This window comes from Corynebacterium pseudogenitalium (genome assembly GCF_024453815.1).
Taxonomy (GTDB): Bacteria; Actinomycetota; Actinomycetes; order Mycobacteriales; family Mycobacteriaceae; genus Corynebacterium; species Corynebacterium pseudogenitalium.
The window spans coordinates 511,986-537,956 of record NZ_CP072934.1 but is presented as its reverse complement, the minus strand read 5'-3'; the positions used below and the strand labels follow the sequence as shown (position 1 = coordinate 537,956).

The 25,971-nt window shown below is 62.4% G+C and carries 24 protein-coding genes; 10 read left to right on the top strand and 14 right to left on the bottom strand.

What is annotated here, in order from left to right:
• Positions 1 to 12: 12 nt before the first annotated feature.
• The 3 genes from KBP54_RS02530 to upp all read right to left on the bottom strand — a co-directional run bounded on the left by KBP54_RS02530 (position 13) and on the right by upp (position 2,297).
• Positions 13 to 1,191, bottom strand: a complete 1,179-nt coding sequence (locus KBP54_RS02530) for an amidohydrolase (RefSeq protein ID WP_256000560.1) — start codon at positions 1,189 to 1,191, stop codon at positions 13 to 15.
• Positions 1,192 to 1,243: 52 nt separating this feature from the next.
• Complete coding sequence (locus tag KBP54_RS02525; RefSeq protein ID WP_070362996.1) at positions 1,244 to 1,561, bottom strand: helix-turn-helix domain-containing protein; 318 nt, start codon at positions 1,559 to 1,561, stop codon at positions 1,244 to 1,246.
• Positions 1,562 to 1,661: 100 nt separating this feature from the next.
• Positions 1,662 to 2,297, bottom strand: a complete 636-nt coding sequence (gene upp, locus KBP54_RS02520) for a uracil phosphoribosyltransferase (RefSeq protein ID WP_070362997.1) — start codon at positions 2,295 to 2,297, stop codon at positions 1,662 to 1,664.
• A 62-nt stretch (positions 2,298 to 2,359) separates the two neighbouring features.
• On the opposite strand from upp, the gene KBP54_RS02515 reads away from it, so the two are divergent.
• From KBP54_RS02515 to KBP54_RS02500, 4 genes are all read left to right on the top strand, one after another.
• On the top strand, positions 2,360 to 2,641 hold the full coding sequence (locus KBP54_RS02515) for a hypothetical protein (RefSeq protein WP_070362998.1): 282 nt from the start codon (positions 2,360 to 2,362) through the stop codon (positions 2,639 to 2,641).
• Positions 2,641 to 3,603 (top strand): C40 family peptidase, encoded by a 963-nt coding sequence (locus KBP54_RS02510; protein ID WP_256006198.1) that lies wholly within the window; start codon positions 2,641 to 2,643, stop codon positions 3,601 to 3,603. The genes KBP54_RS02515 and KBP54_RS02510 overlap by 1 nt, the downstream gene beginning before the upstream one ends.
• Before the next feature lie 12 nt (positions 3,604 to 3,615).
• Complete coding sequence (locus KBP54_RS02505) at positions 3,616 to 4,854, top strand: hypothetical protein (RefSeq protein ID WP_070477653.1); 1,239 nt, start codon at positions 3,616 to 3,618, stop codon at positions 4,852 to 4,854.
• A gap of 64 nt (positions 4,855 to 4,918) precedes the next feature.
• Positions 4,919 to 6,004: a trimeric intracellular cation channel family protein gene (locus KBP54_RS02500; RefSeq protein WP_070363000.1), complete on the top strand. Its 1,086-nt coding sequence runs from the start codon at positions 4,919 to 4,921 to the stop codon at positions 6,002 to 6,004.
• Here KBP54_RS02500 and KBP54_RS02495 read toward each other — a convergent pair.
• Complete coding sequence (locus KBP54_RS02495; protein WP_070363001.1) at positions 6,001 to 6,690, bottom strand: VIT1/CCC1 transporter family protein; 690 nt, start codon at positions 6,688 to 6,690, stop codon at positions 6,001 to 6,003. The genes KBP54_RS02500 and KBP54_RS02495 overlap by 4 nt on opposite strands.
• 88 nt (positions 6,691 to 6,778) lie before the next feature.
• Here KBP54_RS02495 and KBP54_RS02490 point away from each other — a divergent pair, with 88 nt between their 5' ends.
• Positions 6,779 to 8,050, top strand: a complete 1,272-nt coding sequence (locus KBP54_RS02490; protein ID WP_070363002.1) for a D-alanyl-D-alanine carboxypeptidase family protein — start codon at positions 6,779 to 6,781, stop codon at positions 8,048 to 8,050.
• Here KBP54_RS02490 and KBP54_RS02485 read toward each other — a convergent pair.
• From KBP54_RS02485 to KBP54_RS02470, 4 genes are all read right to left on the bottom strand, one after another.
• Positions 8,010 to 9,107 (bottom strand): YhjD/YihY/BrkB family envelope integrity protein, encoded by a 1,098-nt coding sequence (locus KBP54_RS02485; protein ID WP_070363003.1) that lies wholly within the window; start codon positions 9,105 to 9,107, stop codon positions 8,010 to 8,012. The two genes, KBP54_RS02490 and KBP54_RS02485, sit on opposite strands and share 41 nt — an antisense overlap.
• 81 nt (positions 9,108 to 9,188) lie before the next feature.
• A complete protein-coding gene (trpS, locus tag KBP54_RS02480; protein ID WP_070363004.1) occupies positions 9,189 to 10,196 on the bottom strand; it encodes a tryptophan--tRNA ligase in 1,008 nt (335 codons plus the stop codon).
• Positions 10,197 to 10,239: 43 nt separating this feature from the next.
• Positions 10,240 to 11,028: a trimeric intracellular cation channel family protein gene (locus KBP54_RS02475; protein ID WP_070363005.1), complete on the bottom strand. Its 789-nt coding sequence runs from the start codon at positions 11,026 to 11,028 to the stop codon at positions 10,240 to 10,242.
• 1 nt (position 11,029) lies between these two features.
• On the bottom strand, positions 11,030 to 11,947 hold the full coding sequence (locus tag KBP54_RS02470) for an exodeoxyribonuclease III (protein WP_070363580.1): 918 nt from the start codon (positions 11,945 to 11,947) through the stop codon (positions 11,030 to 11,032).
• Positions 11,948 to 12,050: 103 nt separating this feature from the next.
• Here KBP54_RS02470 and KBP54_RS02465 point away from each other — a divergent pair, with 103 nt between their 5' ends.
• Complete coding sequence (locus KBP54_RS02465; protein ID WP_256006196.1) at positions 12,051 to 14,264, top strand: NADP-dependent isocitrate dehydrogenase; 2,214 nt, start codon at positions 12,051 to 12,053, stop codon at positions 14,262 to 14,264.
• Between the two features lie 230 nt (positions 14,265 to 14,494).
• On the opposite strand, the gene KBP54_RS02460 is transcribed toward KBP54_RS02465, so the two are convergent.
• Complete coding sequence (locus tag KBP54_RS02460; RefSeq protein ID WP_256006195.1) at positions 14,495 to 15,355, bottom strand: hypothetical protein; 861 nt, start codon at positions 15,353 to 15,355, stop codon at positions 14,495 to 14,497.
• Between the two features lie 345 nt (positions 15,356 to 15,700).
• Here KBP54_RS02460 and KBP54_RS02455 point away from each other — a divergent pair, with 345 nt between their 5' ends.
• Both KBP54_RS02455 and metX read left to right on the top strand, forming a co-directional pair.
• The gene (locus tag KBP54_RS02455; protein WP_256006194.1) at positions 15,701 to 17,023 is read left to right on the top strand and encodes an O-acetylhomoserine/O-acetylserine sulfhydrylase; all 1,323 of its coding nucleotides are present in this window, start codon (positions 15,701 to 15,703) and stop codon (positions 17,021 to 17,023) included.
• 1 nt (position 17,024) lies between these two features.
• Positions 17,025 to 18,119, top strand: a complete 1,095-nt coding sequence (metX, locus tag KBP54_RS02450; protein ID WP_256000550.1) for a homoserine O-acetyltransferase MetX — start codon at positions 17,025 to 17,027, stop codon at positions 18,117 to 18,119.
• A 7-nt stretch (positions 18,120 to 18,126) separates the two neighbouring features.
• Here the strand turns inward: metX and KBP54_RS02445 are convergent, their stop codons facing one another.
• Entirely contained in the window at positions 18,127 to 18,462 is a 336-nt protein-coding gene (locus KBP54_RS02445; RefSeq protein ID WP_240492742.1) for a DUF3017 domain-containing protein, read from the bottom strand.
• Positions 18,455 to 19,303, bottom strand: coding sequence for a bifunctional methylenetetrahydrofolate dehydrogenase/methenyltetrahydrofolate cyclohydrolase (locus tag KBP54_RS02440; protein WP_205634833.1), 849 nt, complete (start codon positions 19,301 to 19,303; stop codon positions 18,455 to 18,457). The genes KBP54_RS02445 and KBP54_RS02440 overlap by 8 nt, the downstream gene beginning before the upstream one ends.
• A gap of 23 nt (positions 19,304 to 19,326) precedes the next feature.
• Between KBP54_RS02440 and KBP54_RS02435 the strand changes: the two genes are divergently transcribed.
• Positions 19,327 to 19,797, top strand: a complete 471-nt coding sequence (locus KBP54_RS02435) for a tRNA (cytidine(34)-2'-O)-methyltransferase (RefSeq protein WP_070477642.1) — start codon at positions 19,327 to 19,329, stop codon at positions 19,795 to 19,797.
• Between the two features lie 69 nt (positions 19,798 to 19,866).
• A complete protein-coding gene (locus KBP54_RS02430) occupies positions 19,867 to 20,835 on the top strand; it encodes a S1 family peptidase (RefSeq protein ID WP_256006193.1) in 969 nt (322 codons plus the stop codon).
• Here the strand turns inward: KBP54_RS02430 and KBP54_RS02425 are convergent.
• Genes KBP54_RS02425 through KBP54_RS02415 form a run of 3 tightly spaced genes read right to left on the bottom strand, consistent with a single transcriptional unit; the run spans position 20,832 to position 25,865 of the window.
• A complete protein-coding gene (locus tag KBP54_RS02425) occupies positions 20,832 to 22,205 on the bottom strand; it encodes a PH domain-containing protein (RefSeq protein WP_256006192.1) in 1,374 nt (457 codons plus the stop codon). The genes KBP54_RS02430 and KBP54_RS02425 overlap by 4 nt on opposite strands.
• Positions 22,202 to 22,708, bottom strand: coding sequence for a PH domain-containing protein (locus KBP54_RS02420; RefSeq protein ID WP_256006191.1), 507 nt, complete (start codon positions 22,706 to 22,708; stop codon positions 22,202 to 22,204). Before KBP54_RS02420 ends, KBP54_RS02425 begins: the two co-directional genes overlap by 4 nt.
• Positions 22,709 to 22,727: 19 nt before the next feature.
• Positions 22,728 to 25,865 carry an error-prone DNA polymerase gene (locus KBP54_RS02415; RefSeq protein ID WP_418904461.1) on the bottom strand — a complete coding sequence of 1,046 codons (3,138 nt, stop codon included), beginning with the start codon at positions 25,863 to 25,865 and terminating at the stop codon, positions 22,728 to 22,730.
• Positions 25,866 to 25,971 lie beyond the last annotated feature (106 nt).

The window sequence follows — 25,971 nt, the reverse complement described above, 5'->3', positions numbered from 1 at the left end:
CCAAAAGTTGCACTAGCTGAGGTTTTCGGCGTACTTTTCGACGACCCCTCCGAACAAACGCACCCCAACTTCAAGTGCTCGCTCATCAATATCAAGGTTGCCTTGGTGCAGGTCCTGCATCTCTCCCTCACCGCTCCAGGCACCGAGCCGGAACATCGACCCGGGGACGTGCTCCAGGTACCAAGAGAAGTCCTCCCCGCCCGAGGACTGCGGCGCGGTCACCACCGCGTGTGGGTCGATCCTGCGCCCTGCCTGTACCCCGATCGCCGTCGCGGCGTCATCGTTGAGCACCGGTGGCACGCCCCGCATGTAGTCGAGGTGGTACGTGCACCCGGTCGGTGCGACGACGAGGTCAATCAGGTCAGTAACCAGATCTTCGAGGATCCGCCACGTCCCGATATCCGCTGTCCGCAACGTGCCCAGTAGCTCGCCTGTCTTCGGGATCGCGTTCGCCGCGTCGCCCGACTCGACGTGCCCGAACACCATCACCGTGCCCGTACGCGGGTCGACCCGGCGCGACAGCAGCGCCGGCAACTGCGTAATCAGCGCCCCGAGCGCGTAGACCACGTCCGCCGAAAGCTGCGGGCGAGAGGTGTGGCCGCCAGGCCCGTTGACCGTAATGCGCAGCACGTCCGACGCCGAGGTAATCGCGCCCGTGCGCACACCGATCTGGCCTACGCGCAGTTTCGGTTCAGCGTGGAGGGCGTAAATGCTCGCGACATCCTGCAGCGCGCCCCACTCGATCACGTCGAGCGCACCGCCGTTCATCACCTCTTCCGCCGGCTGAAAGATGATGCGTACGCCGAGCGGCAGCTGGACCGTCGATAAGGCGCACGCCAGCGCGAGCACCACCGTCGTATGCACGTCGTGGCCGCACGAGTGGGAAACGCCCGGGTGCTGGGATGCGAACGGCAGACCGGTTTGCTCAGGCACTTTCAGGGCGTCGATGTCGCCGCGGAACGCGAGCCGCTTGCCGTCCTTTGGGCCCAGGTCGACGTAGAGTCCCGTGCCGGGAAAGAGGACGGGCTCAAGGCCGTGCTCACGCAGCACCTTCGCAATGAACTCGGTGGTGGCGAACTCTTGGTTGGAAAGCTCCGGGTAGGAGTGGAAGTGACGGCGCCACTCCACCATTGTCGAGTGATGTTCCTTCACCCATTGGTCTACCGCGCGCGCAATTCCTCCGGCCGTCATCGTGTATGTTCACCCTTCACCCAGCATTTGTGCGCGTGGCTCCCACTGCGCCTTATTGTGGCAATGATTCTACGCTCATCTCCGCCGAATCTTGTGACTGGTCGTGTTCGTCCACCTGCTCCTCGTCCGCTGGAAGCAGCTGCAGCGGCGAAACATCGAGCGCGGCAGCGATCCGGTAGATCGTCGAAAGCGTGGGGTCAGCAGCCCTGTTCCTGTTGTAGCTATTGCGCTCCAGGTTCGAGAGCAGCGAACGAGAGATCCCCGCCCGCTCCGCCAGGTACGCCTGCGATAGCCCCTGCATTGTTCGCAGCGCGCGGATCTTCTCCCCTAACGCAAACGCGTAGCTGGCCCAGTACTGGTCCGAATCCACATCCGAAAAACGTGCGCCAAGACTCCCCTGAAAGAACACGTATACCCCCTCGTGTACGTAACAAACTTCCGGTGATTATATCCGACGCACGTTACTTTGACTAGAGGTCAATATTGCGTGGCCCGTACAACCTATCTCCGGCGTCGCCGAGGCCCGGCACGATGTACGCGTCCTCGTTGAGTCCTGGGTCAATGACGGCGGTGATCAGTCGCACCGATCCGCCGTGCTGCTTCAGCTTGTCGACGCCCGGCTGCGCACTGACCATGCACACACAAGTAATGTCGTCTGCCCCACGGCCTTCCAGCAGTTCAATCGCGTGGATGAGGGAACCTCCCGTGGCCAGCATTGGGTCAACCAAGAACACCGGCTGTCCCGACAGGTCGTCGGGCAGCGCCTCGAGGTATGGAACCGGCTCGTGCGTCTGCTCGTCGCGCGCCATGCCGATGAAGCCGACCTGCGCGTCCGGGATCATGGACAGCGCCGGGTCAATCATTCCGAGGCCGGCACGGATGATCGGAACAATAATTGGGGGCTTTTCCAAGCGAACGCCGGTGGCTGTTGCAACCGGCGTTTTGGTTTCAAAGGTTTCGGTTTTCAGGTCACGCGACGCCTCATATATCAGCATCGCGCCCAGGTCAGCGAGTGCGGCACGAAACGCGGTGTTGTCGCTTCGCTCATCGCGCATCAGTGTCAGACGGGAGGCTGCTAGGGGGTGGTCAACAACGGTAATTTCCATGATTCACATGGTAATTGAAATTCGGAGGGAACCGTTTACTGACTCCGTGCGTCCAACCTCTTATGACTACTTTCGCTTTTGACCAATCAACGATCCATTCGCACGCTGACTCGCTACGCGACGACGCCGCTGCGCTCCAACCACTGCCAAACGTTCCGGTTCCCAATGTGTGGCCGCTCGCGGAGTTCAGCCAGGCGCTCTCGCAGGCCGTGGAGCAGGAAAACGCGAGAAGCGAGGCTTTGAGTGAGGAAGCAAGCCGCGTCGCTTTCGCGATGCTCCTGGCTGTAAAAGCGGCCATCAGCGTTGATGAGCGATTCAGCAACCTTCTTCAGGCGGTGTTGTGATGGCTGCACTGGCTGCGGGCATTGACCCGATCGCGGCAGCGCAGCTCATTCTGCGACACGTCCCTGCCCCACTTCCCCAACTCCCATTCCTGTCCACTCCAGATTTTTCCGCCATCGAGCCCCTTGCCGCGTTCGTAGGGGCGCACCCTGCGGGCCAGACGCTGCGCAATGCTGCGAACCTGCTGGGGAAAGATCGCGACACCATTGTGAAGATGTTCGGCCAGGCGAGCAGCCTCGTGTTCTTTGCCGCCAAAGACCTGAGCAATATCGTGGTTGACCTCATCCGAGACACCCAGCCGCTCATCCCACTGTTGCTCAACCCTGCAACTGCGATCGGAGCGGGGATCAAGATCGCCGCCCAGGTCGCGTGGGCGGTCACCCAGGCTGGTCTCACGCTCAACGGGCTGGCGAACGACCTCGCACCACTGGCCAAGCAGCTCTCAGAGATCGTGGCATACGCAGCGAGCCAACCCGCTATTGCCGCATCCTCGCAAGCAAAAGCCGCCATGTACGAGCTCGAGCGCCTCATCACAGCCCGCGAACTCCCTCACGCTAAGAACGAGGTCACCCAGCTCGCCGCCGTTCAGCAGGCGGGACCTCCTCCCTCCCGGGGTGGCTCGGCAACTGGTGCGGCTGCGGTCGCGGCGGCGAAACAACAGCTCGGCACACGGTACGCGTGGGGTGGATCTGCGCCCGGCGGGTTCGACTGCTCCGGGCTGACAAGCTGGGCGTATCGGCAGGCCGGTGTGGAGCTACCACGCCTAGCTCAAGAGCAGAATATCGGGCAACAGGTCCGCTACGAGGACCTACAACCGGGCGACCTCGCGGTGTGGGATGGACACGTTGCCATGTACGCCGGTGACGGGATGCTCATCGAAGCTGGCGACCCTGTACAGATGAACCCAGTACGAACAGAAAACATGGGAATGGCCTTCAAAGGTTTCTGGCGTCCAACAGCGTGATAGATTTGCTGCATGATTACCCGTGCTATTTTGCCCGTCAAGCTTTCACTGACCGACGGCGATTTCTACACCCTGTGGGCGCCAACCTGGAAGGAGCACGGCTCCGAGTGGCAGGCCTTTTTCGGCGATGAAAACTCGGTGCTCGTCTTCGAATCCCCCGAGGCGCTGCTCGCATACATCAACAACACGCCGAAGCACGACCTGGCGGACCACCCCAAGTGGGAGCAGTTTTCCAACCAGGGCGACGACCGTGTGGTGCCGAATGACAAGCAGTACTTCGACATCATTGGTGCACCGGAGTTGCTGGCTGGCCGCCCAAGCCACGAGAACGTCTCGCACCTGTCCCGCGTGTTGCAGATTTCGCGCTCCCTCGCGGAGGTAGCGGCGGCAGAGCCAGCACTGATCTTCTTCGCCTCTCACTCGATTTTGGGCAACGTCAACCGCGGCTCTGATCACTACCAGGGTGAGAACGGCTTGGACGAGTGGTCTGGTGTCGGCCGCGTCGTGCTGGCGAACTGGGAAGAGGTAGTCAAATCCCTCGATGAGTCGGTCCGCGTGGTGCAGACGGACTCCATCGACGCGGCAGCGGTCAGCGCGGCTGCCGCAGCTATCGAGGCCGCGCAAAAGGCCCGCGAAGAGGCGAAGCAGCAAGCCAGCGAGGCCGAGCGTGCTGAGCAGGAAGCGCAAGACCCATACGACAACTCCGCGTGGGCACGTGCCGGAATCGACCCAGTGAAGGTTTCCATCCAGGGCAAGAGCGTCTACACGTTGCGCACCTACTTGGGCTCCAACCCAGTATTCCTGGGCAAGTACGGTGAAATCTTCACGTTCCCGTCCACCAAACACCTTGGACGCTGGATTATCGAGAACGATGACCATGACCTCGCCGCAGTAGCAACCTGGCCTGACCTGGTTACCCTGGCCAACGCTGGTGAGCTCGAGGTCACCGTCCACCCGGACAACTCCTACTCCTTCAACGGCATCGCGCAGGACATCAAGCAGGGCGTCGATAGCGTCGATACCAAGCAGATGGCGAAGGCCTACGAGCTGCTTGCCGACGCCGCCGACTGGGCCAAGGACGACTCGCTCAATTCATTCCTCCTGGCAAACCCACGCATGCAGGACTACCTGGCGTACATGCTGGGCTCCACCGAAGCCGCAGGCTACGTCCCATCTGCGCCGTTTACGGATAAGGCTGAGGCGTGGAACGAGATGGAGCTGCAGCTCATCAAGCGCTTCTCCAAGTTCTAGTCGCAGCCTAAATTCCTGAGGCCGTCGAAGACGCCGGATTCTGGCACACGTAAAATGTGCCACCATGGACCAGGTCGATCCGTTAATCTCCGCTATTTATCGTTGGTTCGATGTATCCGGTGTCTTATTGATGGGCATCATCGGTGGCACAATCGCACGCCACCGTGGCTACGACATCATCGGGTTTTTCTTCATCGCGATGCTCTCCGCACTCGGCGGAGGCATGCTTCGCGACGTCCTCATCAACGAAGGCACCGTGGCGGCAATGAGCCAGCCGGAGTACCTCATCCTGGCTTTTACCGGCGCGGTGATCGCGCGCTTTACATACTTCAAAGGGCGCGCGTGGAGCGTGCTTGAAAGCCATGGCGACGCCTTCGTCTCAGCGCTGTGGGCGGCCACCGGGGCGTCGAAAGCCCTGACGTACGGGCTGCCGGTCCTGCCTGCGATCATGATGGGCGTGTTCACCGCGACGGGCGGCGGCATGATCCGCGACGTCGTCACCGGCCGCGAGCCGAGTGTCTTCGGCAACAACCAACCAACGGTCATTCCAGCCGTGGCATGCTCTGTCATCGTGCTGCTTGGGCACGCCACGGGCCACATGGCGATCGGGATGGTGATTGGCCCGATGGTGAGCTTCGGACTCTTCCTGCTCGGCTACTACGGAAACTGGCGAATCTCCACGAACTCCGAGTTCGCGCCGGTAAACCAGACCGCGGCACACCTCGCTGAACTGGCTCGGAAAGCGGAGCGTCGCTCACGCAACATCGCGCGTGAACTCGAGCCGACCCGCGTGCGCTCCTGGCGCCACCGCCAGATGGAAAAGGCGCTCCAGCGCAGGATCGAATCGGAAGTCAAGCGCGGCAAAGGCCGTTCGGAAGCAGTCCACGAGGCGGATGCGTTCCTCCAGGAGTTCACATCCCAGTTCGAGGCGATCAACGTGGAGGAAGGCCAGGATGTGGCGGAGGGGGCGTCGACAAGCGAGTCGCTGCTCGACGGCATCGGGGTGGATCTCTCCGGCGATTCCTACGACGAGGACCGCAACCTTGATCAGACCGCCAGCAAGATGCTGGACATGATTCTGCAGGACGACAAACTCACCGACGAGCTCATCGAGCGGCTGGTCAAGCAGTACGAGGCACGAAACTCTTAGAGCGCCGCGGTGCCGAAGGCCCAGCCAGCGCCGAAGGTGATGGCAAGTCCAAGCCCACCGCCGATGACCAAGCGCAACACGGCGCGCGTCACGCTCGCGCCACCAGTGCGAGCAGAGATCGCGCCAGTTGCCGCCAGCGCCACGAGAGTCACAATGAACGTCGACGCCACACGCCACGAGTCTGGCGGAAGTAGCACCGCAGCAAGCGGCAGCAACGCACCGAGGAAGAAGGAAATGAACGACGCAATGGCCGCGGACCATGGGTTCGCAAGGTCGTCCTCGTCGATGCCGTAGTGCATTTCCAAGTGGGCCTTGATGGGGTCCTCGGCGGTGCGCTCCTTCGCCACCTTCAGCGCCGTCTTCGAGCTCAAACCAGACGCGACGTAGCCTGCGACCAGGTGCTCGAACTCCTCGTGCGGGTCCTCCTTGTGCAGCTCAAGCTCGCGCTCAATGAAGGCGCTTTCCATATCCCGCTGGGAGGACACGGACACGTACTCGCCGAGCGCCATCGACACTGCGCCACCGATCAGCGCGGCGATGCCGGCCGTAGCGATCGCGGGAACGTTCGGGGTAGCACCCGCGACGCCGACGACCACCGCGGCCGTCGAAACGATGCCATCATTCGCGCCGAGCACTGCCGCGCGCAGCTTGTTCAGCCGCTCATTCATGCCTTCAACCGCAACCATGCGCTACATCGTGGCTGAAACTACACACCCGCGCAACAAAGCGCAGCCTCACCAATATCGTGGGTGACCTGGCGTACGATAGCCTGCGATGAACACTGCAATACGCATCGCAAGCGCCGTGTGCGCGCCCCTGTGCCTGACTCTCGCCCCTGCCCCGCTTGCGCAGGCGGAGGATACGACGGTCACGACCACGGTCACACCCCGCCCCGGGTTTTACGACGACTACGGCAACTGGGTCCCCCCTGTCCGCCTCCATGCGCCGGACACGAACAATTGCGAGCGCTCCCTGTGGCCACCCGAGCCAGTATCGACGTCCGAGGCCCGCGAAACCGAGACGCTCCAACCACTCCCCGTAACCTACGAGGGCTCCTGCGGCATCGAGGCGCCCGAGGGATTCCATGTCGATGAGGGGGTGCTCGCGTCCGCGTGGCTGGTCGCCAACCTCGATACCGGCGACGTGATTGCGATGAAGGATCCGCACGGCAGGTACAGGCCGGCCTCGATTATTAAGGTGCTGCTCGCACTCGTGGCGATTGACGAGCTGCCCCGCGAGCAGCGCGTTGTGGTCAGCGAGGAATCCGCTGGCCAGGAGGGCTCCGCCGTCGGCATCGGGGCCGGCGGCGAGTACACCGTCAACGACCTGCTACACGGCCTGCTGATGGCCTCGGGCAACGACGCCGCCCATGCGCTCGCGCAGGCGCTCGGCGGTGACGACGCCACCCTGACGAAGATCAACGCGAAAGCCCGCGAGCTCGGCATGCTCGACACCCGCGCAACCTCCTACTCCGGGCTGGATCGGGCTGGGATGTCCACTTCGGCATGGGATATGGCGCTCGCCTACCGGGCCGCGTTTTCCAACCCGGCGTTCGCCGAAATCGCAGACACCGCCTCCTACCCCTTCCCCGGCTATGGTGACATCCCGGGCTACGAGCTGTGGAACGACAACAAGCTCTACCTCAACGACCCAGACGGCATCGGCGGCAAGACCGGCTACACGGATGACGCGAACCACACGTTTGTAGGCGCAGTCGACCACGACGGCGTGCGTCTGGTGGCGGTAGTGCTGGACACCACGGTGGATAAAATGCGCGCGTGGCAGCAGGCGCAGACGCTTCTCCACGAGTCCTACGCCTACGCCTCCGAGGGCCACACCCACGTGGCGTCGCTGAACCCTGTCGAGGGAACGCCGACGACAACATCGCAGCCGACCGATACCGCTGATGAGCAGCCTGGAACAGCAAAAAGCCAGGGTGGCATTCCCTGGCTTTCCATCGCGCTCGTCGGCGGCGTGCTGGTGGTTACCGCACTCGCCGTCGCGCTTAGTTTCGCGTCAGCAAAGAAACGATCCCGACGCCAATAGCACCAATCGCGGCCCCAATGCCTAGCGCCTTGCCCGATGCCGAGGCGCTGCTAGCAGGGTCCTGGTACGCGCCCGCGCGCACATTAATGATCGCGGACTCCGGGACCTCAACCGGCTCGAGCTCCAACGACTCCTCTGTAGTTGCGGTCCAGGCAGAAACGTAGAGCACAACGCGCCAGATGAGATAGAGCACCACCATCAGCACAATCACTGGGCCGAAGATCGCGCCGGCTGGGTTGCCCGTCGCCGAGCTGACGATCACGGTTGCGAACTGCTTCACCAGCTCGAACGCGACCGCGCCGAGCAGCGCGCCCTTCAGGCCGGACTTCATCGGCACCTTCGTGCGCGGCATGTACGTGACCATCCACCACATAACCAGGAAGTTCGCCAGCACACCGACCAACAGGCCGACGGCCCACACCACGAGGCGGGCCCCCGGGAAGTCACCGAGACCGAAGTGCTCCATCGCCTGCGAGGTCCAGGAGGATGCACCTACAGCGGTCACACCGAACGCCACGATGAAGAGCAGAATCAAACCGATCAAGCCCAACAGGTCCGTCAGCTTCTTCACGACGAAGTTTCCACCATCATTCGCGTCAAGGTTCCACATCGCCGAAACGCCGACTCGCAGGTTGTTCATCCATCCCAAGCCGGACCAGAGGGTTGTGAGCAAACCGACACCTGCGACGGCTCCACGCTGGTCGATCGCTGCCTGTAGCAACTCGTTGACGGTCTCGCCGAGTCCCCCTTCGAGGTTCTCAGTGATTTGGCCCTGCACCTGCTGCATGATGTCCGGGCGCCCGTTCAAAAACATACCGAGGGCAGCGAACAGCAACATCGCCAGCGGGAAGAGTGACAGTACCGAGAAGTACGTAATACCTGCAGAAAGCTGGTTACCGCCCTGCGCGGAGAAACGCTCGTTCATCCGCATCAGGTGCCCGACCGCCGGAGCCTTCTTCGCAATCTCGTCCGCAGCGCCCTCTGTTTGCTGCTTCGTGGCGCGCTCAATGCCCTGCCGATCGGTGTACTCCGTCTGTGGCGACGTCGAAGTGGCCATCACAGTCCCTTCCCTACTTCTGGTTTGTTACGTTAAGCACACCATCGTAGAGGAAAGGTCCACCATCTAGCCACCGAATTGCTAGGCTCCCGCGAGAAAACCAACCTTCTCATACACGTCTTTTACCAACGGCGCCGCGATCTCGCGTGCGCGCTGCGCTCCGTCCGCAAGGATGCGTTCCAGCTGTCCACGGTCGTTCATGAGTTCGTCGTAGCGGGCGCGAAGTGGCGTCGTAAAGGCCTCAAGTGCATCGGCCGTGTCAACCTTCAGTGCGCCGTAGCCCTTGCCCTCGTAGCTGGCCACCAGCGAGTCGATCGGGGTGCCGGTCAGCGCAGACTGGATCACTAAGAGGTTGGAAACACCTGGCTTGTTTTCCTTGTCATAGGCGACGACGCCATCATCATCCGTCACCGCGGAACGGATCCGCTTCGCGGACACCTTCGGATCATCCAGCAGGTTAATCAGACCCTTGGGGTTCTGCCCAGACTTGCTCATCTTCGACGTCGGGTCCTGCAAGTCGTAAATCTTTGCCGAGCCTTCCGGAATCAGCCCCTCCGGCACAACGAACGTGGAGCCGTAGCGGGAGTTGAAACGCTCGGCGAGCGTGCGGGTCAGCTCAAGGTGCTGACGCTGATCTTCACCAACGGGCACAACCTGTGGCGAGTACAGCAAAATATCGGCGGCCATCAACACCGGGTAGGTGAACAGACCGACCGAGGTGCGATCCTGGCCCTGCTTCTGGCTCTTGTCCTTAAACTGCGTCATGCGGCTTGCCTCGCCGAAGCCGGTGAGGCACTGCAGCACCCAGGTCAGCTCCGTGTGCTCAGGCACATGCGACTGCACGAACAGAGTGGACTTCTCTGGGTCGATGCCGAGCGCGATCAGCTGCGCGCAGCCCGCGATGGTGCGCTCGCGCAGCTCCTTCGGATCCTGGTCGACCGTGATGGCGTGCAGGTCCGGGATGAAATAAAACGCGTCGTACCCGTCTTGCAGGTCAATCCACTGCTTCAATGCCCCAAGGTAGTTGCCGAGGTGGTAGGAATCTGCCGTGGGTTGAATGCCGGAAAGTACGCGCTGTTTTTTAGTCATGCCTACCTACTGTAGACCGGAACGTGCGCGTGCGGTACCTGCCCTATTCTTTTTCCTCTTTGTCGGTCTTATTGTTTGGCCGCGGGTCGGTTCGGCGCATGCGCTTGATGCCGCGGTAGACCTGGCGCGCCCCCGGCACCATCCGCGCTCGCCGGTAGAAGTAAGAGGTCAGCGCGTACTTCGGGTCGATCTCGGCGACGCGCTCGTCGTCGTACACATAGACCGGCAGTGACCAGCCACGCTTCAGGGAAACCAGGCGGATACCCAGCACGAGCAGCACGGTAACAATGACGTTGACCCACTCCGGGACCCTCGCCATCATCATGAGCCACCACGCCACGGTGCCAATCACCGCCGCCGACGCATACAGCTCTTTCCGGAACACCAGCGGCACACGATCGGAGAGGACGTCGCGAATGATACCGCCGGACACACCGGTGGTGATGGCGGCCACGCAGGCAATGATGAACCCGTGGCCGTTCTCAATCGCGATTCGAATACCAACAACAACGAACGCGGCGAGCCCGATGGCGTCGGCAACTAAGAAGCCGCGACGCAGCTGGTGCATCAGCCAACTAATGCGGACAGTCAGTACGGAAGCAACTACGACGAGCAGCAGATACTCGGGTTTTTCCACCCACACCATCGGGTAAATCCCCAGCAGCAGGTTGCGCACCGTGCCGCCGCCGAGCGCGGTCAACGCGCCGAGGGTGATGACCCCGAAGAGGTCCATGCGCATGCGGCCCGCGGAGACAGCCGCGGTCATGGCCTCTGCGACGATACCGATGATGAACAGCGCGGTGATGAGCTGATCGGTGCTGACTGCGTCCATATTAAATGTCGTACTCCACGATGAGTGGGGAGTGATCCGACCAGCGCTGCTCAACCGTAGGCGCCTTCTCCACCCAGCTGCGCTGCGCGCGCTCGAGCATGGACTCCGTTGCGGCCTGGTAGTCGATGCGCCAGCCGGCGTCGTTGTTAAACGCCTGGCCACGGTAGGTCCACCATGTGTACGGCGCGTCCTCGGGCTGCAAGCGGCGTGCGACGTCGAACCACTGCGGGTTGTCATTCGCTTGTCGACGCCCCTCCGACTCATACTCCACCGCCCCAGCCCACCGGCTTGCCTCCTTGTCTTCGAGGTCCTGCGCGGCGTCATCCGGGAACGCACCGAAGACGGAGTCCATGAACGCGCGCTCGTCGGGCAGGAAGCCGGACTTCTTCCGGTTCGTCTTCCAGTTCTTGAGGTCTTCGCGGCGGTGACAGATGTTCCAGTCGCCTGCGATCACCATGTCGGGGTACTTCGCGGGCAGCTCCTCGAGCACCGGACCGAACTGGTCGAAGAAGCGGTACTTCTCGTCCTGTTTCGCCGTCTCCGCGGCGCCCGACGGCAGGTAGAGCGACGCCACCCGCACGCCACTTTCGAGGGTCGCCGCGATGAAACGCCCCGCATCCTCGAAGCCCGGGATGCCAACGCTTACCTCAGATAGGGGGGTTCTTGAGAGAATTCCCACACCCGCGCGGCCTTTCGCGCCCGGAGTTTCCGCCGGGGCGACAGCGAGATACCACCCTTGCTCAAGCGCAGGCGCCAGCGCGAGCTCGGTTTGTTGCTGCGTTGCCCGCACCTCTTGCATCAGCACGACGTCGACAGACGAGGCGTCGAGCCATGCGTGCATCCCGTGATTGAGCTCGTTGCGAACCTTCGTTGCCGCGCGGATTCCGTTGACGTTGACCGAAGCAATGCTTAAAACCATGCCCATGACCCTACCTTTCCCCGCTAATACAAGACACGCGGTATGTAAAAGCTGTACGCTGTGGGTTTAGGCAACACATTTGACGCGATACTTAAGGAGAACCATGGCTCAAATCATTTGGACACGCACCGATGAAGCGCCACTGCTGGCAACCTATTCCCTCAAACCAATCGTTGAGGCATTCGCCGCTCAGGCGGGGCTCGATGTCACCACCGCTGACATCTCGCTTGCAGGCCGCATCATTGCGCAGTTCCCGGAGCGTCTCACCGACGAGCAGAAGATGGACGACGCACTTGCGCAGCTCGGCCAGCTTGCTACTACCCCCGAAGCGAACATCATCAAGCTTCCGAACATCTCGGCTTCCCTGGTCCAGCTGAAGAAGGCCATCGCAGAGCTGCAGGCCGCTGGCTTCGACCTGCCGGAGTACCCGGACAATCCTTCCACCGACGAAGAGCGCGAAGTACAGAAGCGTTACGACGCCGTGAAGGGCTCCGCCGTGAACCCCGTCCTGCGCGAGGGCAACTCCGATCGCCGTGCGCCGGAGGCCGTCAAGAACTTCACAAAGAAGCACCCACACTCGATGGGCGCGTGGTCGAAGGACTCCAAGACCAACGTTGCGACCATGGATGCTGGAGACTTCCGCCACAACGAGAAGTCCGTCATCATGCCGGCGGCCGATTCCCTGACCATCAAGCTGGTCGCCAATGATGGCACCGAGACCGTCCTCAAGGACTCCCTGGCTGTCGAAGCTGGCGAAGTCGTGGACGGCACCTTCATGTCCGCCAAGGCGCTCGACGCGTTCCTTCTCGACGCGGTCAAGCGCGCCAAGGAAGAGGGCGTGCTCTTCTCCGCTCACCTGAAGGCAACGATGATGAAGGTCTCCGACCCAATCATCTTCGGCCACGTCGTCCGCGCGTACTTCAAGGACGTCTACGACAAGTACGGCGAGACCCTTTTCGCTGCTGGCCTGAACGGCGAGAACGGCCTGGGCGCAATCCTCGACGGCCTTGCTGGCGTCGATAATGGTGAGGAGATCCGCGCGGCCTTCGAGCAGGCACTGAAGGACGGCCCGGCGTTGGCGATGGTCAACTCCCACAAGGGCATCACCAACCTGCACGTACCATCCGACGTGATTATCGACGCCTCGATGCCTGCGATGATCCGCACCTCGGGCCACATGTGGAACGCTGCCGACCAGGAGCAGGACACTCTGGCGACCATCCCGGATTCCTCCTACGCGGGCGTCTACCAGGCGGTTATCGACGACTGCCGCGCCAACGGCGCCTACGACCCAACCACCATGGGTACCGTGCCAAACGTTGGTCTGATGGCGAAGAAGGCTGAGGAGTACGGCTCCCACGACAAGACCTTCAAGATCCCTGCCGACGGCAAGGTCCAGGTTGTCAGCAAGCTTGGCAACGTCCTCATCGAGCACGACGTCGAAGCCGGCGACATCTGGCGCGCATGCCAGACCAAGGACGCCCCGATCCAGGACTGGGTCAAACTCGCGGTCAACCGCGCACGCCTGTCCGGCATGAAGGCCATCTTCTGGCTCGACGAGGAGCGCGCACACGACCGCAACCTCATCTCCCTTGTTGAGAAATATTTGCAGGACCACGACACGGACGGCCTGGACATCTCCATCTTGAACCCGGTTGAGGCGACGAAGGTTTCCGTCGAGCGCATCCGCCGCGGCGAGGACACCATCTCCGTGACCGGTAACGTCCTGCGCGACTACAACACCGACCTGTTCCCGATTCTGGAGCTGGGCACCTCCGCGAAGATGCTCTCCGTCGTTCCACTGATGGCTGGCGGCGGCCTCTTCGAAACCGGTGCCGGCGGCTCCGCGCCGAAGCACGTCCAGCAGGTCCAGGAGGAGAACCACCTGCGCTGGGACTCCCTCGGCGAGTACCTCGCACTTGCAGAGTCCTTCCGCCACGAGAAGAACACCAAGGGCAACGAGAAGGCAGGCGTCCTCGGTGACGCGCTGGACCGCGCAACGGAGAAGCTGCTCAACGAAGGCAAGTCGCCATCGCGCAAGGTCGGCGAGATCGACGACCGCGGCTCCCACTTCTGGCTGGCACGCTACTGGGCCGAAGAGCTCGCCGCGCAGTCTGAGGACGCGGACCTGGCGGCCACGTTCGCTCCGGTTGCTGCGGCGCTGGCAGAGGACGCCGAGACCATCGACGCAGAGCTGCTCGCGGTGCAGGGCTCCCCTGCCGACTTGGGTGGCTACTACTGGCCTGAGGAGGCCAAGGTCACTGCCGTCATGCGTCCGTCGGCAACGTTTAACAAGGTGATTGACGGTTTGAAGTAAACACTCGGTTTGATCGGTCCCGGTTGCTGCGTTTTCGCGGCGGCCGGGGTTTCGTTTACGGTTCTTAACCTGGCGCCCAGGATGGTACCTCTACGTGGTAACCAGAGGATGGTAATCAGCCGAGTAACTAGGCCGACGGCGATCACCTCTACTCGGCTGATTACCATCCTCTGGTCACCATCCTCGGCTAAGAGCGGGCTGCGGGTGTGGTGGCGTCGAGAAGCAGGTACTCACCCGAGGGCTGCCCGGCGGCCAGCGATGGTGTCGCGGACCTCGCGGACGAACTGTTCGGGGTATCGACGCAAGAAAGACGGCGGGTAACGCAGGAAGACGTAGCCCCTGTTAGCGATCATCTTCTGCCGCTCGAACTCCTCCTGCCGCGCGCGTTCGGCATTGGGTCCTTGGTACTTCACATTGCCGTCGATCTCGATGAGCAGCCAGCCGTCGACGCAGAGGTCCGCGTAGCGTCCAGCCACTTCGTACTGCGTAAGCAAAGGGCCGATCCCCGCCCGGATCAGCAGAGCGCGGGCGAAGGATTCGTAGGGCGAACCGGAATCCGCGACACAGTGCCGGATGCACTCCCGGACCACGGCAACGCCCTTTAGCCTGCCAAGTTGGGATGCCTCCCGTTCAAGAAGTTCAAACGTAAACCCACTACACCGAAGGTAGTCGGCAGCGACGAGCCCTTCGACGAAGCCGTAATGGCGGGCGATGTCAGCAAACGTTCGGAAACCGTTAGTAACCCGGTGGCCGTCGCGCAACGAGATTTCGTTGCTACGCAGCACCATGCGCCGAAACATTATCCCCTCCCGGTTTCGGCGAGATGGCGGGCTCCCCCTCGAAAGCAGACACAGTTCGACGGGTTCTTCCGTCGTACTAATCACCCAAATGCCGTGCATGCGCGCGGCCGATCTTCCGACCAACACCGCTTCCCTGCTCATCATCGCAGCAGCTTCGACGCGCAGCCACTGACGTTCGTGGAACCTCAGCTCTTTCCAGCCCTTCTCTGCATACACAATGCTCGTGTCGAGCACCCGATACGGCCCTCGGAGTTTGTCGAGTTCCTTGTGGGAAAGAACCCGCTTGTCCACAATCCCCCGCCGTAGCTCTTCCTTCCGTTCCTCCCACCGTTGCTGTTGTGCCTTATGTGCTCTGTCAATCCCCATGTCTTTTCTGACGGCGAAAACCCGGCACCGGTTCCCTCCCGTCGCCGAAGGCCTACCCCGCGTTGCGCGACGCGAAGGTTCACGAACGTACATCACCGTCACTATTGTCAACATGGTTGAACCAGCAAGTTGGCATGACTACCGCCCGGGGTGAGCGTGGCGCTGGACGCTCTTCACTTTTCTATTTATATTCACATATATCGCCTAGTTAAACAGTATTGCTAGACAGCTTGGTTCACACAGAACCTACCAAGCGTTACATTGTTCCCCATGACACAATACGACAACAGCAATACGAAAGACTGGTCCTTCAACACACGCTCTATCCACGCCGGACAGGCCGTCGATAGTGACTACGGGGCTCGCAACCAGCCCATCTACATGACCACCTCCTACGTGTTCGACAACGCTCAGCACGCAGCAGACCGCTTCAACCTCTCCAACCCAGGCCCGATCTACACTCGCCTGACCAACCCGACCCAGCAAGCGCTCGAAGACCGCATCGCGGACCTCGAGGGTGGCGTCGCAGCTACCGCATTCGCCTCTGGCATGGCTGCAGAGACCGCCGCCATCACGAACCTGGCGTCGGCAGGTGACCACATCGTCACCTCGCCTCGCATCTACGGCGGCACCGAGACCCTGTTCCAGGTGACGCTGCCACGCCTCGGCATCGACGTCACGTTCGTGGACAACCCTGACGATCCAGAGAGCTGGCAGGCGGCTGTCCAGCCGAACACGAAGGCGTTCTACGGCGAGACCTTCGGCAACCCGATCGCCGACGTCCTCGACATCCCGACCGTCGCGGAGGTCGCGCACCGCAACCAGGTGCCACTGATTATTGACAACACCATGGCCACCGCCGCCTTGGTCCGCCCACTGGAGCTCGGTGCAGACATTGTCGTCGCTTCCACTACGAAGTTCTACACGGGCAACGGCGCAGCTATCGGCGGCGTCCTCGTCGACGGCGGCAAGTTCGACTGGACCGTCGAGCGCGACGGCAAACCGGTCTTCCCGTACTTCGTCACCCCGGATCCGGCGTACCACGGCCTGAAGTACGCGGACCTCGGTGCACCGGCCTTCGCGCTGAAGGCCCGCGCCGGCATCCTGCGCGACACCGGCGCTGCAATCTCCCCGTTCAACGCGTGGGTTGCGCTGCAGGGACTGGACACGCTCAGCCTGCGCGTGGAGCGCCACAACGAGAACGCACTGAAGGTGGCAAAGTTCCTCAGCGAGCACGACAAGGTAGCCAAGGTGAACTTCGCCGGCATCGAGTCCTCCCCGTACTACGCGGTCAAGGAGAAGCTCGGCCTGCGCTACACCGGCTCGGTCCTCTCCTTCGAAATCGCAGGCGACAAGGACGACCACACCAACGCTTGGAAGTTTATCGACGCCCTCAAGCTGCACTCGAACCTGGCAAACATTGGCGATGTGCGCTCCCTGGTGGTCCACCCGGCAACGACGACGCACTCCCAGTCGGATGCTGAAGGCTTGGCGCGCGCCGGTATCTCCCAGGCGACTATCCGCCTGAGCGTCGGCATCGAAGACGCCGACGACATCATTGCGGACCTCGAGCGCGGATTCGCAGCGATCTAAGATGCCCAACCTGGCGCCTGAAGGCGAGCTGCAGAGAGTCCCAATCGGCGACTACACCACAGAGGCGGGAGCCACCATCCAGGACGCCCACATCGCCTACCAGCGGTGGGGGCAGTTCCGGGGTGACCCGAAGGGCGAGAACAACATCCTCCTTGTTGAGCACGCCTTAACCGGGGACTCCAACGCCGCTGAGTGGTGGGGCGGGGCGATCGGCCCCGGCAAAGCACTCGACACCGACACTTGGTGCGTGATCTGCACCAACGTGATCGGGTCCTGCTACGGCTCGACTGGCCCTGCGAGCACGCATCCCGACGGCGCCGCGTGGGGGTCCCGCTTCCCCGCACTTTCAGTCCGCGACCAGGTCCGCGCCGAACGCACCTTGTTCACCCAGCTCGGTATCCACCGTGTGCATGCCATCATGGGGGGCTCCATGGGCGGGGCGCGCACCCTGGAGTGGACGCTGCTTTACCCCGAATCTGTCGGCTACGCCTGCGTCATGGCGGTCTCCGCGCGCGCAAGCGCCTGGCAGATCGGCATCCAGGAGGCTCAGATTTACGCCATCGTGCGCGACCCCAACTGGCACGGCGGCGACTACTACTCCACCGGCACCTCCCCCGATGAGGGACTGGCTGCCGCCCGGCGCATCGCACACCTCACCTACCGCGGTGAGCTCGAAATCGACGAGCGCTTCGGCACAAGCGCCCAAGAAGGCGAAAACCCACTCGGCCCCTACCGCGAGCACGACCAGCGCTTCGCTGTGCAAAGCTACCTGGACTACCAGGGGCAGAAGCTCGTCAAGCGTTTCGACGCCGGCGCCTACGTCACACTCACTGAAGCCATGAACCGCCACGACATCGGCCGCGGTCGCGGAGGCCTGAACAAGGCGCTGCACTCGTCGACGGTGCCGACGATGATTGTGGGCGTCGATACGGATATTTTGTACCCCTACCACCAGCAGGAACACATGTCCCGCAACCTGGGAAACCTGCTGGGGATGCACAAGCTGTCATCCCCGGTTGGCCACGACGCGTTTCTCGTCGAAGCCCGCCAGATGGACAACATCTTGCGCAACTTCATCGCGCTGACCAGCGCGTAAGATCCTTTTAAGAGCCCAGCGCGTCCACCGACCAGGCTAGCCACACCATCGCGGCGCCCAGGCCGGTGGAAAACGCGATATCGAAACGCTTGGAGCGCACTGCCAGCAGACCAATGACTTGCGAGTCGCACGTCAGGCGCAGCAGTGCGCACCACAGCATGGTCGCCCCGAGTGTGAACGTGGCACGCCGCCAGTGGTCCGTCAGCGACCACACCCCCGCGGCGACAAACCCCAGGATGAACACGCCGACCATCGCCACCTGCACGTTCCGAGGCAGTGGCGAGGGCGGGTTCCCAATGTCATGAGGGTTGTCCAGCGACAACCCTTCTGCCGAGTTAGGCAAGCTGCTCAGCCCGCTCCACGATATTGCGGACCAGGAACGTGCGAGTCATCGGGCCAACGCCACCAGGGTTCGGCGAGACCCAGCCCGCCTTCTCCCACACATCCGGGTGCAGGTCGCCGACCGTTTTGCCGTCGACACGAGAGACGCCCACGTCCAGCAACGCGGCGCCTTCCTTAATCATGTCCGCGGTAATCATGTGTGGCTTGCCAGCGGCCGCGATGACCACATCCGCCCGGCGCGTCTCCGCAGCCAGGTCCTTCGTGCCGGTGTGGCACAGCACCGTCGTGGCGTTGACGTTACGCGAGGTCAACATAAGGGAAATCGGGCGCCCCACGGTCACTCCGCGGCCGATGACACACACGATCGCGCCGTTCAGATCCACGCCAAAGCGCTCCAGCAGCTTGATGGAACCGTTCGGGGTGCACGGCAGCGGCGCGGGCTCGTTAAGCACCAGTTTGCCCAGGTTGACCGGGTGCAGGCCGTCGGCGTCCTTGTCCGGGTCGATCAGTTCCAGGATGCGGTTCTCATCCAGGTGCTTCGGCAGGGGCAGCTGCACGATGTAGCCGGTGACGGCGTCGTCGTTGTTGAGCTCCTCGATGACTTCCTCGAGTGCTTCCTGCGTGATGTCCCCCGGCAGCTCCTTCATGATGGAGGCAATGCCCAGCTCCTCACAGTCGCGGTGCTTCATGCGCACGTAGTTCTGGCTCGCCGGATCATCGCCGACCAGCACGGTAGCCAGCCCCGGCGTGATCCCACGCTCGCGCAGGGCGGCAACTCGTGTTTTGAGATCCGCAAAGATCTCCTCGCGGTACAGTTTTCCGTCTAATTTAATCGCAGTCACGGTGACCATCCTAGACTGTAACCATGTGCGCTTTTCACGTTATCTTTGACAATCCCGTCATCCCAGGCAACACCGGCAACGCAATCCGGCTGTGTGCAAACACCGGCGCCGTACTGCACCTGGTGGAGCCACTCGGGTTCAACTTCGAAGACAAGCACTTGAAGCGCGCAGGGCTGGACTACCACGACCTAGCGGACGTGCAGATCCACCCGACTATCGACGCCTGCTTCGCCTCCATCCCGGACGCCCGCATCTTCGCGTTCACCACACAGGCAACCGACTACTACCAGGACGTCGAGTACCGCGACGGTGACGCTCTCCTCTTCGGCACCGAGCCGACTGGTCTCCCCGAAGCACACCGCAGCCACCCGCGCGTGACCAAGCAGCTACGCATCCCGATGCTGCCGAGCCGCAGGTCAATGAACCTTTCCAACTCCGCGTCCGTCGCCGTCTTCGAGGCCTGGCGGCAGTTGGGATTCGTCGGCGGAGTCTAAGCGGAAGGGTTGCTACAGCTGTTAAGATCTGTGCCTGTTACCCTGCCCCTTAGTTGAAACGAGTCCGCCATGCTCTCTACGACTGCATCCCGTGCCCGTTTGACCGCTGTACTCGCCGCTTCTGCATTGTTGGCGAGTTGTTCGGGTTCCTCCGATGAGGAGCTCGACGCATGGCGCGCCGAGCAAGACGCCGCAGTCTCGGACATAGCCTCAATGCTTAACGAGAGCTCTCCGACACCAGCTACTACTACCTCCGCCCGTCAGTCACCGTACCGGCCAGAACCGGACTACCGCGAACGCCCAAGCGCCCCCAGCCAACGCGTCGAGCCACCGATTCAACGCAACGTCATCGATCCGAGAAACGACTCATCTGGGCAGCGGGGCCGCGACGACAACCGTGGCGTGTACTACCACAACTTTGTCGACTGGAAGTGGCTGGAGCAGCCTGGCGGGATCGTACCTGGCGGCAGGATCATCAACGAGACACAAAGCTCGGGCTGTTCGACGGGCTTCCTTGCATCCAAAGGCGAGCGGATCTTCATCATCACTGCGGGCCACTGTGGCGATCGCGGCGATCAGTTCTACGTGCAGGACGCCCAAGGCAACTGGTCGTATGTCGGAGAGATGGTGGAGTCCTATCTGGAGAAGGACGCATACGGCGGTATCGTCGGCGCCGATATCGGGCTGATCGAAATCACCGGCGATGCGCGATATTCCTCAACACTCCCGTTGGATCTTCCGCTCCGCGGCTGGATCACCCCACAAGAAGCGCAAGCCCGAGGCATGGCCATCTGCCGTCTCGGCGCCACCACCGGTTACTCATGTGGAGAGTTCGAAAGCATCGGAAACAACGGCCTCTTCTACTTCCGCAGCATCACCGATCGCGGAGACTCAGGCGGTGCGGTCTTCGCCGCCGACAACTCTGGAGTGTGGGCCGTAGGCGTCAACTCCAACGTGTCCGATGCGAATAAGACCCGCGTAGGCGCCATGGAGATCGGCAGCGCCATCCAATACTGGGGCCTGACCGTCCACGGCTAAGCCTCCTCGACGAGCGCTACCGCATCGTCCATGCCAGGCAGCGTGCGGGTGCGCAGCGTATCGACGAGCCAACGCCCCTCCCCCGCACGCATATCCCGCGCCACCATTTTGACGGCTCCCGGGACCAGGTCGAAGCGCACATGTGCCAGGCCAAGCCTGCGCTGCAACGGCCCTTGTTTGAAGGAAAGCTCCTGGATATGCGCGTTTTCCACCATCTGGTACCGCTGGGACAGGCGACCGAACGTGACCACGGTGACCTCTGGGTACAGCGTGACTGTCTGCCGCCGCCAATCAACCGGTGAAACCCACCGCGCAGAGCGCGGGGAGCGCAGCTGTGCACGCGACATGTCTCGCATCGCCTCACCGGACAGCGGCGCAATCGCGTCGATGACCTGCATGGCCTGCTCCAAGGTCCCGACCGGCAGCAGCTTGGATGTGCCAGTTGCCTTGTTGCGCTCGGACCCGTACCCGGCCACAGTCACCGAGACGGTCCACCACCCAAACATGCGCCACAGCAGTGGCTGGCGAAGCTGTACCGCGTGGATGCGGTGCAGCGGGACCGCTTGGTGCCTGCGGTTCGCAAGCCCGTACGTCATGTTGATGACGGCCCCGTTGCTGCCGGAGGTGGCGTCGTCAAGCACTGAATTGAAGCGCCACGAGTGGTCGATGGTGCGCCAGATCTGTGGCACGAACCCGACGAGGATCGGTACTGCCGCGGTGATCGAGAGATCGGTGAAGAGCGGGACGGCGCTCGAGACAACAGTAATGATGGTTGAGAGTTGGAACGCCGCAGCAAGCAGCGAACGACCAATCGGGATTGGTGGCACCAGCGTATTAGCCGGGTCGGCGTCTTGCTCGGTGGGCGTCAACGCGGACGCAGCTGCGCCGGGGCGGGCAGCAATGGCCTGCAGGATCTCGGCGCGTAGTTCGTCCGCTTCCGCGCGGGGCAGGTAGGCGATCTCGATGGCCGAATTGTTGCCTCCGGCCGCCTCGACGCGCACCGCCGCAAGCCCGAACAGGCGCGGCGCGAACGGTTCGATGACGTCGACTGCCTGGATCCGGTCGTAGCGAGCGGTGCGCACCTTAGTGGTGAGCACCCCTCGCGTCAGCTCGATGTCTTCTTCGCCAACGCGGAATCCGATCTTGGCCCACCACAGCTGCGAAATAATGAACACTACGAGCAGGCCAACGACGAACACGCCAACGGCCACGCCCACATCCATGATGCCGATGCCTTCGTCCTGCAGCCAGTTGACTAGGGGCATCGTGAAGTTGAAGACAGCGATCGTGAGCAGCGCAAGCAGCGTCGCCCACACGCGCAGCAACGGGGTCAGTCGGTGGACCCGCCGGTACTCAGAGGCCGCCGTCATAGGCCACTCATCTGTTCGCGTGCTTTGACTACAAGCCGGTCACGCAGCGCGTCGGCGTCGTGGGCGGGAAGTCCAGGCAGCGTGGTCACCGAACTGACCGATGCCGTGTTCACCACCAACTTCTTGAGCCCAAGTATCCGCATCACCGGTCCCGTGTTGACGTCCACGAACTGGATGCGCCCGTAAGGGATAACGGTGAGCGTGTGCCACATCTTCCCTTGACTCAGGATGAGCTCGTTGTTCGTTTCCAGCCACGCCAGGTTGCGTACCTGGAACGGGATAAGGAAGTACTTCCAGATGAAGAACACTCCGCAGACGGCCGCTCCCCACATCCACCAGCCGCCGTACTTCCACTGCGCCCACAGCAAGCCGCCGATGACAATCAGCGCCCACACCGTGTTGGTCACCAGCATGGGCACCATGTACTTCGGTGATACGCGGTGCATCTGCTCAACCGAGGCCGGCAGCGGTGGTCTCGCTAGTGCGTCAGTCTGCTGTTCCATGGGCCCTACCCTAGCGACTTCACCGAAAATCACGTGAACCACGCGAGAGCCACTGGCCGACATCGATTTGTTCCAGACGGTCCGCCACGACGCTGACCGCACCTGACGCATTTTGGACAATCCCGCGCACCACCAGCGCGTGCGCTGTGCGCGCCACTACACGCTGCCGCTTCCACAGCCCCGGCGACACCATGATGTTCAGCAGCCCGGTTTCGTCCTCCATCCCCAGAAACGTCAAGCCTGATGCCGTTTGCGGCCGCTGCCTGTGCGTGACCACACCTGCGACGCGGACGCGAGTACCGTCCTCCACGCTACGAAGGTCGACCGCGCGGAGAATCCCCTCCCGTTGCAAGTGTTCGCGCAGCAGCTGCATCGGTTGAGTATCAGGGGTGACGCCCGTGGCGGCAACATCGGCCGCGAGCAGCTCGAACGCGGTCATCCCGGGCAGCGCTGGGGCGTCGATACCTGAAAGTCCAGGCAGCATGCCGTCGCGCTCTGTTGCTGCGATGCCCGCAGCCCACACTGCTTGTCGACGCTCCCCTCCGAAGCAGTCCAGCGCACCCGCCTTGGCGAGCGCCTCGACGTGCTCCACGGTCAGCTCCGCCCGACGCGCCAGGTCCGCGATGTCCGTGAACGGCGCGGCTTTCTCGATCCTGGCCGCAGCCTTCTCCCCGACCCCCTTCACCAAATTCAGCCCAATCCGAATTGTGTCATTATCTATACAGCGCGCCTGTACTCCGGATCCGTTCACGCTCACCGGCAACACCGTGATGCCGTGGCGGCGGGCGTCTTGAATCAGGGACTGGGGCGAGTAGAAGCCCATCGGCTGTGCCCGCAGCAGGCCGACGCAGAACTGCGCCGGGTAGTAGTACTTCATCCACGCAGAGAAGTACACAAGCGACGCAAACGATTGCGAGTGCGACTCCGGAAATCCGTAGGCGGCAAACGCGACGATCTTGTTCCAGAGCTTTTCCGCGACGTCCACCCCGATCCCGTTCGTGGTGTTGCAGCCCTCGAAGAACCGGGCTTTGAGCGCCGCCATTTTAGCTGGAGAACGCTTCGAACCCATCGCGCGGCGCAGGGCGTCGGCCTCCCGGCCGCTGAATCCTGCGGCGTCGACGGCGATCTGCATGAGCTGCTCCTGGAACAACGGAATACCCAGCGTCTTACCAAGAGATTTTTCCAGCACCGGGTGGTCGTAAATGACGGGCTCGAGGCCATCGCGGCGCCGTAGATATGGGTGAACGGATCCGCCTTGAATTGGGCCTGGGCGGATGAGGGCCACCTCGACCACGAGGTCAAAGAAGCGCTGTGGTTTCAGCCGTGGCAGCGTGGAAAGTTGCGCGCGCGACTCCACCTGGAATACCCCGACGGCGTCAGCGCGGCACAGCATGTCGTAGACGTTGGTGTCGGTGAGGTCGAGCTCCCACAGGTGCACCTCTGTGCCCGTTGTATCGCGTACGAGGTCCACCATGTGGTGCAGGGCCTCCAGCATGCCGAGCCCGAGCAGGTCAAACTTCACCAACCCCGCCGAAGCGCAGTCGTCTTTGTCCCACTGCACCACAGAGCGCTGTTCCTTGCGCGCCCACTCGATGGGGACAACGTCCGCGATCGGCCGGTCGCAGATCACCATCCCGCCCGAGTGGATCCCGAGGTGGCGTGGCTGGCCAATGAACTCCTCCGCCAACGTACATACCTGCTCCGGCGGGTCGCTGAGTCCTTTTGACCAGGCATCCGCAGCACCTTGTGGGTACCCGAGCGCCCGGGAAGCGTCACGAACAGCGCCTTTCCTCCGGTACGTAATCACGTTCGCCACCTGCGCGGCACGCTCGCGGCCGTAGCGCCGGTAAACGTACTGGATGACTTCTTCGCGCCTGCCGGACTCAATATCAATATCGATATCCGGTGGGCCATCGCGGTCTGGCGACAGGAAACGCTCAAAGAGAAGGCCAGCGCTGATCGGCTCGGCATTCGTGATCCCGAGAGCGAAGCAGACCGCTGAGTTCGCCGCCGACCCACGGCCTTGGCACAGGATATTGCTGCGCCGACAAAAATCGACCAGGTCGTACACGATTAAGAAGTAGCCGGGGAATTGGAGCTCCTCAATCACGCTGAGTTCGTAAGCAATCTGCTTCATCGCCTGCTCACGGATGCTTTCCGGGCGCGTCGCGTACCGCACCTGTGCACTCGCGTAGGTCAACTCCTTCAGATAGCTCATCTCATTGTGGCCAGCAGGAGTGTCGTAGTCCGGTAGGTTTGGCGCGACGAGGTCGAGCGTAAACGCGCACCGTTCGGCAAGCTCCACGGTGGTGGCCAGCATCGGCTCACATCCCGGCAGCAGCCGGGCGAGCTGCAGCCCGCTGCGCAGCCAGTGCGCCCCCATGGGGTGCAGGTCAGCAACGTCTTGCCGCAGCGCGCGGCGACGGCCAAGCGCATGTTTCGCTGCGGCGAGGCGCGCGTGTCGGCGGGTTGCAGCGGCAGGCCGGGTACTCACTATGGCGGGAAGATGAACGAAGCGGTCTAATTGTTGGTGATGATCGGCGTCGTCCGGCATGAGTGAGACCACGTACTCCCTCACCACATTTTCCACCCCGAATCTCTCGCTCAATTTATCGAACAGCGGGGTCCACTCCCAACCGCCAAGCGCTAAGCAGGAGCCATCAAGCCACTCCCCGATTTCCCGCATCGGCGGGTACAAGAGCTCGCCTTTTTGCCCACCCTCCATGTGTGCGCGCGACATTAGACGCGATAACCTCCGGTACCCTTCCGCACCACGGGCTAGGACGGGCAACACCCCCTCTTTCAGCGTCAGCTCTGCACCAAACACCGTGGGCATCCCGGCCGCAGCAGCAGCTTCCGCAAACTTCACCGCACCGTAGAAACCGTCACGATCACACAGGCCAAGCGCCGAAAGGCCGAGCGACCGAGCGCGCGCGACCAGCTGTTCAGGCTCGCTCGCCCCGCCAAGGAAGCTATAGGAAGACACCGCGTGCAACTCAGCGAATGGCACCCCACTGCGCCGCCCACCGACCCCCTCGCCCTCCGCTTCGCCAGCAAAGGTGAGATGATCTACCGGAACAACAGGACCGACGTCGTTCCCAGACAGTATCCGCTCCAGCTTTGACCATGTCAGCGGAGCACCCCCATTGAATCGCATGTTCGATAGTGTAAACATGTTCGAATGCTCGCGCAAGCCGATTTATATTCAACGTTTGCAGCCAGGGATAGACTAAGCGGTCCAATAGATGCTAAGTTTTCAAACC

Bases quoted from the DNA above. Each gene is read 5' to 3' on its own strand.
- KBP54_RS02530 (WP_256000560.1), bottom strand. From the start codon at position 1,191: ATGACGGCCGGAGGAATTGCGCGCGCGGTAGACCAATGGGTGAAGGAA.
- upp (WP_070362997.1), bottom strand. From the start codon at position 2,297: ATGGAAATTACCGTTGTTGACCACCCCCTAGCAGCCTCCCGTCTGACA.
- KBP54_RS02515 (WP_070362998.1), top strand. From the start codon at position 2,360: ATGACTACTTTCGCTTTTGACCAATCAACGATCCATTCGCACGCTGAC.
- KBP54_RS02510 (WP_256006198.1), top strand. From the start codon at position 2,641: ATGGCTGCACTGGCTGCGGGCATTGACCCGATCGCGGCAGCGCAGCTC.
- KBP54_RS02505 (WP_070477653.1), top strand. From the start codon at position 3,616: ATGATTACCCGTGCTATTTTGCCCGTCAAGCTTTCACTGACCGACGGC.
- KBP54_RS02500 (WP_070363000.1), top strand. From the start codon at position 4,919: ATGGACCAGGTCGATCCGTTAATCTCCGCTATTTATCGTTGGTTCGAT.
- KBP54_RS02495 (WP_070363001.1), bottom strand. From the start codon at position 6,690: ATGGTTGCGGTTGAAGGCATGAATGAGCGGCTGAACAAGCTGCGCGCG.
- KBP54_RS02490 (WP_070363002.1), top strand. From the start codon at position 6,779: ATGAACACTGCAATACGCATCGCAAGCGCCGTGTGCGCGCCCCTGTGC.
- KBP54_RS02485 (WP_070363003.1), bottom strand. From the start codon at position 9,107: ATGGCCACTTCGACGTCGCCACAGACGGAGTACACCGATCGGCAGGGC.
- trpS (WP_070363004.1), bottom strand. From the start codon at position 10,196: ATGACTAAAAAACAGCGCGTACTTTCCGGCATTCAACCCACGGCAGAT.
- KBP54_RS02475 (WP_070363005.1), bottom strand. From the start codon at position 11,028: ATGGACGCAGTCAGCACCGATCAGCTCATCACCGCGCTGTTCATCATC.
- KBP54_RS02470 (WP_070363580.1), bottom strand. From the start codon at position 11,947: ATGGTTTTAAGCATTGCTTCGGTCAACGTCAACGGAATCCGCGCGGCA.
- KBP54_RS02465 (WP_256006196.1), top strand. From the start codon at position 12,051: ATGGCTCAAATCATTTGGACACGCACCGATGAAGCGCCACTGCTGGCA.
- KBP54_RS02455 (WP_256006194.1), top strand. From the start codon at position 15,701: ATGACACAATACGACAACAGCAATACGAAAGACTGGTCCTTCAACACA.
- metX (WP_256000550.1), top strand. From the start codon at position 17,025: ATGCCCAACCTGGCGCCTGAAGGCGAGCTGCAGAGAGTCCCAATCGGC.
- KBP54_RS02435 (WP_070477642.1), top strand. From the start codon at position 19,327: ATGTGCGCTTTTCACGTTATCTTTGACAATCCCGTCATCCCAGGCAAC.
- KBP54_RS02430 (WP_256006193.1), top strand. From the start codon at position 19,867: ATGCTCTCTACGACTGCATCCCGTGCCCGTTTGACCGCTGTACTCGCC.
- KBP54_RS02425 (WP_256006192.1), bottom strand. From the start codon at position 22,205: ATGACGGCGGCCTCTGAGTACCGGCGGGTCCACCGACTGACCCCGTTG.
- KBP54_RS02420 (WP_256006191.1), bottom strand. From the start codon at position 22,708: ATGGAACAGCAGACTGACGCACTAGCGAGACCACCGCTGCCGGCCTCG.
- KBP54_RS02415 (WP_418904461.1), bottom strand. From the start codon at position 25,865: ATGCGATTCAATGGGGGTGCTCCGCTGACATGGTCAAAGCTGGAGCGG.